The following is a 12226-nucleotide window of genomic DNA, read 5'->3' on the forward strand; positions in this document are numbered from 1 at the left end:
GGCGAAGGGCAGTAGCGGGAACCGGTCGGAGCCGAGGTCGAGGGGCCGCGGCGTGGTGCTCGACTCGCTGGAGGCCTTGATCCACGCGAGCGCCCCCCGGAAGGCGTGGCGGCGGCTCGTCGAGGACGCGGGCATGTCGGCGATGCCGGGCGCGAGCAAGGTCGACTACGCGTCGTACTTCTATGCGCTCCCGACCGGCGGCATCGGGCCGCTGTACCTGTACGGCGATCTACGCCCCTCGCCGGGCGCCGAGGCGAACGCGCGGCTCAAGCTGCGCTGGGAGCTGCTGCCCGAGGGGCCGACGCCGCAGCAGATCAAGAGCTCCAGCCGCGCGGTCGGCGGGTGGCCCGAGGTGCTGCGACACCTCTCGGCGGGCTGGCCGGGGACGCCGGGGAAGGAGGCCGTGAGCGTCGAGGTGACGGCGACCTTCGTCGTCGACGAGGCGGCTCACGCGCCGGTTCCGGCGCTCAGGCTCAAGCCGAAGCCGGTGCGCCAGGGCGGACACCGGTTGACCCAGACCGCTGTCGCGTGGTCGATCCAGCCGCCGAGCGGCCCGGTGCACCGGGTATCCGTCGCGCGGCTCCGCGAGGGGGAGCTCGTCGTCGCGGCCTCGGGGCGCCACACGCTGCCGCTGGGCCCGGACATGGCAGCAGCGCTGGAAGGTGCGGTATGGCAGGGCGTCGAACCGTTCCTCAGGGCGCCGTGAGCCGGCCGAACCGCCGCGCGCCGCGCCCGTCGTCAAGGAACTGGGCCGCGATCGATCCGACGCCGCCGTCCCCCAGCGGCGGCGAGCCGGAGTTCATGATGCTGACGCTCGACGCCGTCGACAGGCACGCAGAGCCGGCGGAGACGAGGACGCCCGCGGACCACGAGCGACGGCTCCTCGACCTGGAGCAACGATTCGAGAGCTTTCGACGGCGGATCGAGCGACGCGTCGGCACGCTCGCGCAGCAGGTCAGGAGCCTCCGGCGCGATGTGGACCGCCTCGACGGCGAGGCGGCGCTGGGCGCTCGGCGGACCGGCTGAGGACGCGCTCGGCGGGCTGGCCGAGGGGCGCCGGCGACGGCGCGACGAACGGCTCGACGAGGTACGGATCGCGGAGCCACGGGCGTCCCGCCCGCCGGCCGCTCCAGGCGGGCTGCGGTGGAAGCAGGTCGGCGCCCCCTGCGCGCGGGCGACTCGCTTCGTGAGGTGCGCGCGGTGTTCCATCCGCCAGCGCACGGTCGCCGGACGGGAGATGAACCGCCCGAGCCTCGTCGGTGGCGCGCCGTGCGAGCTTCTCGCCCGACGCCCTTTCGTGGCGTTGCGACACGAGGTCTCCCTGTGGAATCGACGTGGAATCGACTCCCCTCGAGTGAGCCGATCGTGAGCCCACGACCCCTAGATCCGCGCGAGGGGTGGCGCAAGGTCAATAGCGCTGAACCAGGACACGCGATGCACCAAGACAGCCCATTACGACGACGCATCGAATTTTACCGATCAGCATGCAGATTCAGCGCATCGCCTGGTCGGAGGTGATTTCCGCAGCGAGAAGAGGTCCTCTCGCGTAATCAGGGCTCATGCCTGCTTCCGGGCGGTGAACTGGCGCAGGCCGACGGAGCACCCGACAAGGCCCTCGGCGTCCCGGAGCGCCTCGACGGCGTCCAGGAAGTCGCGGCGCGTGCTCTCCACCTCTGCGGGGGAGAGCTGCACGACGTCGTACGTCAGGCACATCAGCTCCCAGAGCCGTGCAGGAGGCTCCCGCCGGGAGACGACCAGCTCCTCCACGCGCGCCTCCGAGAACCCCGCGGCCTCGCCGAGATGGGCGAGCAATCCCTCCCGCGACATGACGATCGGATGGTTCAGCGAGAGGAACGCTCGGTCCGCCGTGCGGAGGGTCCGCCCCATGGACGCGACGAAGCACGCGAGGCCACCGCTCGGCGCGGATCCTCCGTCCACGATCGCCGAGAACACGCCCCCCGGCCGCAGCACGCGGTGGATCCCGGCGATCACGGTCGCCGGATCGTCCATGAGCATCAGCGCCATGTGGCTGACCACCACGTCGACGGACGCGGGCGGGAGCGAGATCGCCTGGGCGCGCTCGTTGAGCAGCAGCACATCCGGCCCGAGCCGTCGCGCCGCCGCGGCCAGCTCGTCTGCGGAGAGGTCGAGCCCGATCCGCCTCACGCGCGATCCGCGGCGCTGGCCGATCCGCTCGAGCAGGTAGCCATCGCCGCAAGCCAGGTCCAGCACGACAGCGTCGTCCCCCTCGGGGACGAGGGCGGCGAGCCGATCGTACGAGTCGCCGCCCTCGGGTGTCCGAGCGGGACCGAAGAACTCGGAGGTCGCCCCGGGATGGGACCGGTGAAAATCGAGCAGGAAGCGCTCGTTCGGCGAGAGGGCGTCGGCAGCCATGGCGCGAACGTATCACCGCCGCTGCAGCAGCAGCCCCGCCCGGAGCAGCGGCCTTGTCTTCACTTCACCTGGTAGTGAAGCGGCCGCGCCTCGACCGACATGCCCCTCGGATCGCCCGGCACGAAGAAGTACAGCTCCTGCTCGGATCGCTTCCCGAGGTAATCGATCGTCGCCTCGACGCGCTCCGGCTCGCGGGCTCCCGGCGGCGTGTACCGGAGCTCGACGCCGAGGTCGCCGAGCATCTGCTTGCCCTGGTTCTTCACCCGGACCGGCAAGACCCACACATCGCCGTGCTGCTCGGCCCGCTCGGGCAGCGCCCGGACCTCCGGCACCACCGAGCCCTCGGAGCCCGTCAGCCCCTCGTACACGAGGAACACGGCCAGGCCGAGGATCAGCGCCGCGCTGACCGCGAGCGAGACCCACTCGGCGAGCTGCCGTCCAGCCCGCCTCCCCTTGCCGCCCCCGCCGGGCCCCTCGTCCTGCCGCCGCGCGTCGCTCACACGACAAGCCTCCCCGCCGCCCCGCCGACGATCGCGGGCAGTCCGAGCGCGACAACGGAGGCGACGAGCGTCGGCAGGTCGCTCGTCGCCTCGCGCTCGCCGATCAAGAGGAGCAGCCCCAGCGCGACGAGCAGCGACACGGCGCACGTCATCACCGTCTCGAACCCCCGGCTCTGAAACAGGCTCTTCACGTACACATCGTGCCGCTCGAACCCCGAGGCGAACAGGATGACGTAGCAGAGCGCCACGCTCACCCCGAGGATCGCGAGCTGCCGCCAGGGCGAGAGCCGCGACGCGATCAGCACGACCTCCTCGGTCGACGCGATGTTCAGCGTGAACAGCAGCGAGCCCGCGGCCGCCGCCGAGAAGTCGCGCAGGTCCGCCCTGAGCTGCAGCGCCTCCGGATCGCCCTCCGGGGCCTTCTCGGCCTGCTCGTCGTCCCCCGTGCGGGACTTGCCCCGGACCTGCGCGTTCGCGAACGCCACCCCGAGGCTCACCGCGGCCCCCTGCAGGATGATCTTGCCGGCGACCTCGCGGGGCGCGCGATCGAGGGTGATCTCGCCGATCAGCGCGAGGATCGCGGCCGAGAGGGCGATCCCGATGCCGACCGACGTCACCGCCTCCATGGCGACGCCGAGGAGGGTGTCCTCGTTCCGGAAGCCGGACTCCAGCGAGCACAGGAAGGTCACGACGAGCGTCAGCGCGACGATGCCCCCGAGGTGCCACGGCGGGAGCCCCATGCCGTGGAACCACATCTCCATCGTGTACAAGAGGGGCATTCCCACGATCGCCCCGCCGGCGACCGCCGCGGTGAGGTCCTTGCCCTCCCGGCGCCACCCGTGCGGATCGCTGCCCTGCTGCGCTCTCGGTTCGGCCACGTCGCGCCGCTCTTGTACACCATGTCGGACGGGCGGTCGGCCGCGCGATGCGGCGCAGGGGCGCGGCGGCCCGGCCGCTGCCCGGCACAGGGGCGCGGCGGCCCGGCCGCTACTGCGCCCGCCGGAGCGTGGCCACGCCCTTCCAGGGCGGCGTCTGCGCGTACACGATGAGCTCCTTCTCCCCGGAGAACTCGCACACCGCCTCGTAAGCGAGCCCCGCCTCGTCGTAGGAGATGATCTTGAACCGGTTCCACGCGGGCTCGCGGATCTCGTAGGCGCGGTCGACGTGGAGGCCGGGCGAGTCCGCGACGATGCGCTCGCCGTCGAAGCGGATGACCAGGTGCGCGTACTGGAACTCGAGCATCGACGCGAGCATCGGCTCGAGCGGCACCTCGGGCTCGAAGCGGACGAGCCGGAAGGTGCCGCGCAGGCGCGCGTCGATCGAGGCGATCTCGGCGGCGGCGCCGCCGGAAGCCTGGGCCCCGCCGGAGCCGCAGCCGGCGACCGGCGCGGCCAGGGCGGCGGCGCAGGCGACGAGGAGGAGGCGGAGAGCGCGGAACGGCCTGGCGTGGCGCAACGAGGACCGGCTCACCGGGGGCGACATGGGCGGAGCTTAGGGCTGGCGGGCGAGCTGCGCAAAGCGCAGCCGAGGTGCGGGCGAGGGCGATGGCCGCGCCGCGGCGCCGCGGAGCCGCCGCGCGGCGCGCGAGCGGCGGCGCCGTGCCGGTGACGACGCGACGCCGGCGACAGCGTCGCGCCCGCGCGCCTTGCGCCGATCCGGCGCGCTCAACACAATGAACCAGGCGAGCCGATCAGCTGACGACGCCGCCGGACGCCGCCGCGCTGCCGCGGCCGTCCGGGGCGTGCTCGCCGGGGGGAGCATGGCAGACGTCGTACGAGGCACCGACTGGGTCGCACGCCTGCCCGAGCGCGCGTGCGCGGCGCGCGAGGACGCCGTCCTCGAGGCGGTGCAGGGCGGGCTCCTGGCGCCCATCTGCTGGGCGCCGGTCCACAGCGAGCACGGCGACCACCGCGCGACGTTCCTCGTGAGCGCGGACGCGCTTCGCATCGGCGACGCGCAGGACTCCGTCCGGATCAACGCCTCCGCGCGGACGACGCAGCGCATCGCGGATCTGCTCGAGTGCGCGATGCTGACGACGCGCCTGTGCGACCTCGTCTGGGAGCAGGCGAGCGTGCGGATCCCGCCGTGCATCGGCGCGCCGGACCCGACGATGGCGAACACATCGCGCATGCTGGAGCACCACCGCCGCGTCGAGGAGCGGGTCGCCGGGCGCGCCGGGCTCATCGAGAACGTCGGCAAGCACTGGGTGCTCACGAACCGCCTCGCCGGGCGCCGCGACCGGGCCGCGAACTACGGCTGGTACGATCCGAAGGCCGCCCACCGGCACGGCCAGCACGCGCTGTGGCAACCGCCGGGGCTCGCGCACGACCTGGATCACGTGGACTACTCGCAGGTCGTCCGGCTCGTGCGGCGGCGGTGCACGGTCGACGGCGCCGAGCGCGACATCCTCGACGTGATGACCGACCCGGCGCTCGCGGGCCTCGTCTCGTCCGAGGGCCCGCTGCGCGTAATCCGGCAGCCCGGCGTGCCGGAGCCGGAAGCCGTGGCCTGATCGCCGCCCCGTGGCGCCCGCGGGGCGCCGCTCACCGCGGCGCCAGCGGGACGCCCGCTCACCCCGGCGCCCGCAGGACGCCCGCTCACCCCGGCGCCCGCAGGACGCCCGCTCACCCCGGCGCCCGCGGGACGTCCGTCCGTGCAGGCGCCGGGGTGCGGCGATCGCGACGCGCGCTTGCGCGCGGGCTGGCTCACGACGCGCGCTTGCGCGCGGTCTGGCGCTCGAGATCCAGGTAGAAGCCCACCTTCTTCTCGATGATCGCGAGGTGCGCCTGCTGCGCGGCCAGCTTCGCGGCCACGTCGTCGCGGTGGGCCTCGAGCAGCGCGCGGCGCTCGGAGATGGTCTCGTCGCCGCGCCGCACGAGCGCCGCATACGCGAGCATGCGGCGGATCGGCATGCCGGTCGCGTGCAGCTTGCGGAGGAACTCGATCCACCGCACGTCGTCCGGCCCGTAGCGGCGATGGCCGCTCCGCGCCCGCGACACCGACCGGATCAGCCCGATCCGCTCGTAGTAGCGCAGCGTGTGCGCGCTCGTGCCGGTCGCGGCGGCGACCTCCGCGATGGTCAGCCCGCCGGCCGCGCCGGAGCGCGGCGCGGCGGCGCGCTGTTCGTCGGCCGCGGGCGATCGGTCGGCCGCGGGCGATCGATCGGCCGCGGGCGCTCGACCGGCCGCGGAGGCTCCTCCCGCCGCCCCTCTTCGGGTCGAGGCGCTCACCGGTTCACGAGCGTCATGCCGAGCTCCGGGTACCGGAGGCCGGCGGCCGCGCCCTTCGGCATCACCTCGTCGAGGCGCCGCAGCTCGGCCTCGGTGAGCCTGATCGACGCCGCGGCGACGTTCTCCTCGAGGTAGCTCCTGCGCTTCGTGCCGGGGATCGGCACGATGTGATCGCCCTGCGCGAGCACCCAGGCGAGCGCGAGCTGCGACGCCTTCACCCCCTTCTCCCGCGCGATGTCCTCGACCTTCGCGACGAGATCGAGGTTCCGCTGGAAGTTCTCCCCCTGGAAACGCGGCGAGATGCGGCGGTAGTCGTCCGGCGCGAGGTCCTCGAAGCGCTTGATCTGCCCGGTGAGGAAGCCGCGGCCGAGGGGGCTGTAGGCGAGGAAGCCGATGCCGAGCTCGCGGCACGCGGCGAGCACGCCGTCCTCGGGGTCGCGCGTCCACAGCGAGTACTCGGTCTGCACGGAGGCGAGCGGGTGCACCGCGTGGGCGCGCCGGAGCGTCGCCGGGCTCGCCTCCGAGAGGCCGATCGCGCGCACCTTGCCGGCCTTCACGAGGTCGGCCATCGCGCCGACGCTGTCCTCGATGGGCGTCTTCGCGTCGACGCGGTGGAGCTGGTACAGGTCGATCACGTCGACGCGGAGCCGCCGCAGGCTCGCGTCGCACGCCTTGCGGATGTACTCCGGCGAGCCGTCGATGCCGCGGACGTTGGGGTCGCTTGGATCGCGGACCACGCCGCACTTCGTCGCGAGGACGACGCGGTCGCGCCGGCCCTCGATCGCGCGGCCGACGAGCTCCTCGTTCGTGAAGGGGCCGTACATGTCCGCGGTGTCGAGCAGCGTGACGCCGAGCTCGATCGCGCGATGGATCGTGGCGATGGACTCCGCCTCGTCGCGGCTACCGTAGAAATCGCTCATGCCCATGCAGCCGAGGCCGAGGGCGGAGACCTGGAGAGGACCGAGCTTGCGCGTGTGCATGGTGACCTCCTTGGCGCCGCGGCGAGGGGCCGCGGCGCGTCGACGCAGCCCACCGTAAGAGTTGGAGCGCGCTCGAAGTCAAGGGGGCGAACGGTTCGTGGACGACGCGATGGACGACGCGGTGAACCGTGCGGCGAACAGCGCGGCGAACCGTGGCAGCGAGCGCTGCAGCGGCGCGGCGCGGCGCGTCCGCGCCCGCTCAAGAAAAAAGCTCGAAGGGCGCGTAGGGAGGGCGGCCCGGGGCGCGTCCCAGGAACAGAAGCCGGCAAGAACAGGCTGGCCCTTGCACCAAGGAGCACGACCAGAATGAACCGCCCCCTCTTCTCGACCATGGCCCGCAGCGCGATCCGTCGCCTCGTCCTCGGCACCTTCCTCTCGGCGGCCGTGCTCGCCGGCAGCGGAGCCGCCCTCGCCGCGAGCAGCACGGAGGGCACGGCGGCGCCGCGCCACGACAAGGACGCCCGCCGGGAGCACCGCCCCCGGGATCCGGCCCGCATGATCAAGCGCTTCGACAAGAACGGGGACGGCAAGCTGGCCGTCGCCGAGCTGCCGGAGAAGGCGCAGAAGCGGCTGGCCCAGGCGGACACGAACAAGGACGGCGCCCTGTCGGCCGAGGAGCTCAAGGCGCACGCCGAGCAGCGCAAGAAGGCGCGCGAGGCGAAGCAGAAGGAGCACTTCGCCCGGAAGGACAAGAACCGCGACGGCTTCCTCACCAGGGACGAGGTGGGCGACAAGCGCTGGGAGCGGTTCAAGGCGGCAGACGCGAACCGCGACAACAAGCTGAGCGCCGACGAGCTGCGCGCGGCGCACGCCGCCCGCAAGCACGCCGGTAAGCAGCCGGGCAAGCAGCCCGCAGCGCGGTAGCGCCGCGGGAGCGCGCGACGCTGGCCCCCTTGATCAGCCGCCCGCCGGTCGCGCGTCGGGCGGCACGGGCTCCTCTCCAGCGCCCGGCGCCGGGTCGTGCGGGACTTTGGCCGAACGTGCGGGACTCCGGGAACCGCCAAGGCGCCAAGGACGCCAAGAAATCTCAATCATTTTGCGTTCTTGGCGCTCTTGGGGTCTTGGCGGTTCGATCCTCTGCGGCGCTGTCTGCGGTAGGTACCCCGCCACGTGGCGCCGAGTCCTCTCCAGCGCCCGGCGCCGCGCCCTCGCCTCCGCCGGGCGCCTTCTCCTCCCCCGCGCGCGCCGGCGCGTCCCCTGCGCTCGCCGGCGTGGCCGCGCCGCGCTTCCGCGAGCGCCCGGGGAAGAGCGGCAGCTGCTGCTCCAGCACCTGCTTCCGCCAGGCGAGGAGGGTCTGCGCGCGCCGACGCGCCGTCTCCTTGCCGATGCCCGCGGTGAAGCGGAAGATGCGCCGCGCGAGCACCGCCGTGGTGGGCGCAGCGGGCTCGAAGAGATCCGGCGCGACCTCCTTCACGACGTCGCACGCGAAGATCGCGCGCCGCAGGTGCGCCCGCTCGTCGGGGGTGCCGGCCGGGGCGGCCAGCAGCGCGCGCCCGGCGGGCGTGATCGAGGCGTCGTCGTCGCCGAGCCAGCCGAGCACGCGCGCGGCGGCGAGCGCGTAGCCGACGTGGCGCAGCGAGATGCCCGTCTGCTCCGCGATCTGCTCCCTCGCGGCCGCCCCGCCCGCGAGCGCCTCGAGCACGCGCCGCACGTTCGCGAGGTTATCGGCCTGGGGGATCTCGGCGCTGCGCAGCAGGCGGGTCGGCGGCATGGGCAACAGGGGACCCCCGGCACCGGCCGGGAGGCGACACCATAGCGCGCACGCGAGCGGCGCGGACCTCGAACGCGCCCGCGCATCTCGCTTCCTGCGATCGACGGGGTGACGCCGGCGGCGAGATCCCGCTGCCGGACCAGGAGGACCGCGCGCCGGCCGTCGTCGCGACCCGCGCGCCGGTCCCAGGGCCAGCTCGCCCGTCGCGGCCCTACCTGCCGCGGCAGCTCCCGCCGTTGTGGCCGTTGTGGCCGTTGTGGCCGTTGTGGCCGTGGTGGTCGTGGTGATCGTGGTGACCACAATCGACGTCATCGCGATGGGGCGCGCAGAGGCGACCGTTGTTGTACGCGTCGAGCTTCTCGGCGAGCGGCTCGCCGATCTCCCACGGCGAGTTGCAGCCCCTTCCCTTGTCCTTGACGTTGCTGCCGAGGCGATTCTGCTTCAGCCAGGCGTCGGCCTTCGCGATCGTGTGCTCGATGCAGCTCGACTGGTTGCCGATACCGACGTTGAGCTTGGCGACGATGAGGTGCTTCGCGATGATGTACGTGACGTCGCCCCTGGTCGGGCGGCTGATGATGTCGAGGAGCTGCGACTTCGTGTAGGTCTTGCCGCCGATGGTCAGCTTCGAGACCTTCCACGCATTCGGGTGGTTCTTCCAGTAACCGGGGGTGCCGGTGCCGGGGGACGCGCACTGGCAGGCGCCGCAGTCCGCGGCGCAGCTCGAGCAGTCCTCGGCGCCCGCCTTGCAGACCCCGTCACCGCAGACGGGCGCGCACTCACCGCAATCGGCGCTGCAGCTCCCGCAGCTCTCGCCGACCTCGCAGACGCCGCTGCCGCACACCGGCGGGCAGATGCCGCAGTCGCTCGGGCACTCGAGGCAGTCCTCGCCGGCCTCACAGGTGCCGTTGCCGCAGACCGCGGGGCACGCGCCGCAATCGCCGGCGCAGTTCGCGCAGTCCTCGCCGTTCTCGCAGGCGTTGTTGCCGCAGACCGCCGGGCACGCGCCGCAGTCGTCCGAGCAGGTGCCGCAGTCCTCGGCGGCCTCGCAGGCGCCGTTGCCGCAGACCGCCGGGCACGCGCCGCAGTCGGCGCCGCAGCTCCCGCACGACTCGCTGGCGTCGCAGGTGCCGTCGCCGCAGACGGGCGGGCAGACATCGCAGTCGGCGCTGCAGCTCCCGCAGTCCTCGCCGATCTCGCAGGTGCCGTTGCCGCAGACCGGCGCGCAGGTGCCGCAGTCGACGGCGCAGGTGCCGCAGCTCTCGTCGCCGCCGCAGACGCCGTTGCCGCAGGAGAGCTGGTAACCGAAGTCCGCGTCGAGCAGATCCTGCGCCCAGCCGAGCGAGACGGTGCCCACGTTGTCGAGCCCGCCGTCGGGATCGGCCGACGGCTCCTGTCCGGCGAGCGGGCCGCTCTCCATGAAGTTGTCGGCGGTGACGACCACCGAGTAGGTGCCCGCAGGGAGGGTGTCGAAGAGATAGAATCCGGGCTGGCCGGTGTAGGGGCTGAACCCGGTGACGGTGGAGTCCACGAGGATGCCGTCGTGGTACAGCTCGACGAGGACGCCGTTGACGCCGAGCTCGCCGACATCCGGCTCATAGAGCCCGTCCGCGTCGCTGTCGAGCCAGACCGTGTCGCCGATCGACGAGAACGTGACATAGCCGAAGTCGGCGTCGGTCACGTTCTCCCCCGCGTCGAGGGACACGGCGAGCGGCTCGTGATCGGTGGTGAGGAGGTGCCCGAGCGGGAGCGTCGCGTCGTCGACGCTGACGACGTAACAGCCGGCGTCGAGATCGCCGAAGCGGTAGGCGCCCGTCGCGTCGGTCGCGGTCGTCGCGAGGGCGTCTCCATCGGAGGATCCGTCGCAGTCCACGTCGCCGAAGAGGTCGACGACGACGCCGGAGATGCCGGGCTCGGAGGCGTCCTCGACGCCGTCCGCGCTCGCGTCGAACCACACGCGGTCGCCGATCGAGCCCTTCGGCGTCGTGTAGCAGATCTCGAGGAGAGGGCGCTGGGACAGGTCCGTGTGCGCGCTGCCCCTGTACGATGTCTTGCCGTTCTCGTCCTCCTCGAGGAGGATCCCGTGATTGGGCGAGACGCCGCTCACCCACTCCTGGACCAGCTCCGTGAGATCGAGCTGTTGCCACACCGAGCCGCCGGACTGGAATGACGTGAACGACGTCGGATCGATGCCGCCGAGGTTGTTCCAGGTGACGTCGCTCTCGTCCCAGGGCGCGAGCACCCGGTGGGCGCGGACGATCTGGGCGGTGCTGCTGTAGGTCAGGACATGGAACGTGGCCGACGTGACCAGCGAGCTCGCGGGGATGGCGCCGAGCTCGAAGCCGAACAGGGCTCGTTTCTCGCCGACCGTGCTGGAGTACCCCGTGTTCACCTCGAACGGGGTCGGGACGTGATAGCTCGGGGCGAGGCTCCAGATCTCGGCGTTGTACACGTCGCCGAGGACGCCCCGCTGGATCACGGTGCACGTCGGCGTCGGCGCCGCGGTGCTGGCGAGGCTCGTTGCGGAGATGAACAGCATGGCCATGGCGGCGGTGGAAGCGACGGTTATCTGTCTCATGGGTGGCTCCTTTGAGGTCCTTGCTGGGATCGAACCACGATGGAGCGTCATCCGAGCCGCATGCGCCATGACACACGGGTCAGGCGAAGGTCGGTTTGATGGGCTCCGGTCGGACCGCGCCCCGCGGACTGATCACGATCAGATCAGGTGCGCGAGACGTCAGCTCAAAATCGGAGAGCGGATGCGCACAGGTCCAGTATCCAAGTTAGCAATACGATCGTCGAGTTGTCCAGACATTTGCGAGGGGGAATCCCCCCAAAAAGAACATCGCGCAGGTATTGGTTTACGTGGCGGTTTACGTGGCGGCTTGCGTGGCGGCTTGCGTGGCGGCTTGCGTGGCGGTTTGCGCCATGCGGTGACGTTTTTGGGCACCTCGCCTCAGGCCCTTCCCGCTCCACAAAAAGGAGCGCTGTGCCCGAGGGGGATCTCGGCACACCCAGCGCCGACCGCTGAAGCTGCACGCGGCAGCTATCGGCGTCGCTCGGAGCTCACAAGAACCGGATCGAGTACAGCGAGGTTGGCCCCGATCTGATGCTGAATGCGCACAGGACCATTTTTCAACTTAATGAATGCCCACTTCGATTGTCCAGATCTTTTTCGCGAGACGAGGTCTTGATTCCGCCCGGCGGCAAATCGCGTCGCGTGGGGCGCTGCGAGCGACAGGCGGCCTCGGCGCGCAGGGGAACCGGATCCGGCCCGTTGGTCGCATGGGAGGCATGGTGGACGCCCGCTGGTCCAGGACACGTGAGCAAGGGTGCCGGGCGTCCGTCGCCACCATCACGCGGACAATCGATAGCAGCACGGCATCGGGGAGATCCGCGCGCGCTGCGCGACGG

Annotated in this window: 12 protein-coding genes; 4 read left to right on the forward strand and 8 right to left on the reverse strand. The window is 72.1% G+C overall.

Annotated elements, in window-relative coordinates:
• The first annotated feature begins 52 nt into the window (after positions 1–52).
• Complete coding sequence (locus WMF24_RS24755) at positions 53–706, forward strand: hypothetical protein (RefSeq protein ID WP_437729840.1); 654 nt, start codon at positions 53–55, stop codon at positions 704–706.
• The gene (locus WMF24_RS24760; protein ID WP_437729841.1) at positions 703–1026 is read left to right on the forward strand and encodes a hypothetical protein; all 324 of its coding nucleotides are present in this window, start codon (positions 703–705) and stop codon (positions 1024–1026) included. The genes WMF24_RS24755 and WMF24_RS24760 overlap by 4 nt, the downstream gene beginning before the upstream one ends.
• A 531-nt stretch (positions 1027–1557) precedes the next feature.
• Here WMF24_RS24760 and WMF24_RS24765 read toward each other — a convergent pair.
• The 4 genes from WMF24_RS24765 to WMF24_RS24780 all read right to left on the reverse strand — a co-directional run bounded on the left by WMF24_RS24765 (position 1558) and on the right by WMF24_RS24780 (position 4376).
• Positions 1558–2394, reverse strand: a complete 837-nt coding sequence (locus tag WMF24_RS24765; RefSeq protein WP_437729842.1) for a class I SAM-dependent methyltransferase — start codon at positions 2392–2394, stop codon at positions 1558–1560.
• 59 nt (positions 2395–2453) lie between these two features.
• Positions 2454–2894, reverse strand: a complete 441-nt coding sequence (locus tag WMF24_RS24770; protein ID WP_437729843.1) for a hypothetical protein — start codon at positions 2892–2894, stop codon at positions 2454–2456.
• The gene (locus tag WMF24_RS24775) at positions 2891–3772 is read right to left on the reverse strand and encodes a DUF2391 family protein (protein ID WP_437729844.1); all 882 of its coding nucleotides are present in this window, start codon (positions 3770–3772) and stop codon (positions 2891–2893) included. The genes WMF24_RS24770 and WMF24_RS24775 overlap by 4 nt, the downstream gene beginning before the upstream one ends.
• Positions 3773–3881: 109 nt before the next feature.
• The gene (locus tag WMF24_RS24780) at positions 3882–4376 is read right to left on the reverse strand and encodes a hypothetical protein (RefSeq protein WP_437729845.1); all 495 of its coding nucleotides are present in this window, start codon (positions 4374–4376) and stop codon (positions 3882–3884) included.
• A 277-nt stretch (positions 4377–4653) separates the two neighbouring features.
• Here WMF24_RS24780 and WMF24_RS24785 point away from each other — a divergent pair, with 277 nt between their 5' ends.
• Positions 4654–5406, forward strand: coding sequence for a hypothetical protein (locus tag WMF24_RS24785; protein WP_437729846.1), 753 nt, complete (start codon positions 4654–4656; stop codon positions 5404–5406).
• Between the two features lie 193 nt (positions 5407–5599).
• On the opposite strand, the gene WMF24_RS24790 is transcribed toward WMF24_RS24785, so the two are convergent.
• Together WMF24_RS24790 and WMF24_RS24795 are read right to left on the reverse strand one after the other, a co-directional pair.
• Positions 5600–6124 (reverse strand): MerR family transcriptional regulator, encoded by a 525-nt coding sequence (locus tag WMF24_RS24790; RefSeq protein ID WP_437729847.1) that lies wholly within the window; start codon positions 6122–6124, stop codon positions 5600–5602.
• Complete coding sequence (locus WMF24_RS24795) at positions 6121–7104, reverse strand: aldo/keto reductase (protein WP_437729848.1); 984 nt, start codon at positions 7102–7104, stop codon at positions 6121–6123. Before WMF24_RS24795 ends, WMF24_RS24790 begins: the two co-directional genes overlap by 4 nt.
• A gap of 306 nt (positions 7105–7410) precedes the next feature.
• Here WMF24_RS24795 and WMF24_RS24800 point away from each other — a divergent pair, with 306 nt between their 5' ends.
• On the forward strand, positions 7411–7968 hold the full coding sequence (locus tag WMF24_RS24800) for an EF-hand domain-containing protein (RefSeq protein WP_437729849.1): 558 nt from the start codon (positions 7411–7413) through the stop codon (positions 7966–7968).
• Positions 7969–8131: 163 nt separating this feature from the next.
• Here WMF24_RS24800 and WMF24_RS24805 read toward each other — a convergent pair whose 3' ends face one another.
• Together WMF24_RS24805 and WMF24_RS24810 are read right to left on the reverse strand one after the other, a co-directional pair.
• Positions 8132–8815: a hypothetical protein gene (locus WMF24_RS24805; protein ID WP_437729850.1), complete on the reverse strand. Its 684-nt coding sequence runs from the start codon at positions 8813–8815 to the stop codon at positions 8132–8134.
• Between the two features lie 211 nt (positions 8816–9026).
• Positions 9027–11390 (reverse strand): SdrD B-like domain-containing protein, encoded by a 2364-nt coding sequence (locus WMF24_RS24810; RefSeq protein ID WP_437729851.1) that lies wholly within the window; start codon positions 11388–11390, stop codon positions 9027–9029.
• Positions 11391–12226: the final 836 nt, after the last annotated feature.

The sequence above is a fragment of the Sorangium sp. So ce1335 genome (assembly GCF_051521615.1).
GTDB lineage: Bacteria > Myxococcota_A > Polyangia > Polyangiales > Polyangiaceae > Sorangium.

Coding starts and splice junctions, on each gene's coding strand:
- WMF24_RS24765 (WP_437729842.1), bottom strand. CDS start 2,394: ATGGCTGCCGACGCCCTCTCGCCGAACGAGCGCTTCCTGCTCGATTTT.
- WMF24_RS24780 (WP_437729845.1), bottom strand. CDS start 4,376: ATGTCGCCCCCGGTGAGCCGGTCCTCGTTGCGCCACGCCAGGCCGTTC.
- WMF24_RS24785 (WP_437729846.1), top strand. CDS start 4,654: ATGGCAGACGTCGTACGAGGCACCGACTGGGTCGCACGCCTGCCCGAG.
- WMF24_RS24795 (WP_437729848.1), bottom strand. CDS start 7,104: ATGCACACGCGCAAGCTCGGTCCTCTCCAGGTCTCCGCCCTCGGCCTC.
- WMF24_RS24800 (WP_437729849.1), top strand. CDS start 7,411: ATGAACCGCCCCCTCTTCTCGACCATGGCCCGCAGCGCGATCCGTCGC.
- WMF24_RS24805 (WP_437729850.1), bottom strand. CDS start 8,815: ATGCCGCCGACCCGCCTGCTGCGCAGCGCCGAGATCCCCCAGGCCGAT.
- WMF24_RS24810 (WP_437729851.1), bottom strand. CDS start 11,390: ATGAGACAGATAACCGTCGCTTCCACCGCCGCCATGGCCATGCTGTTC.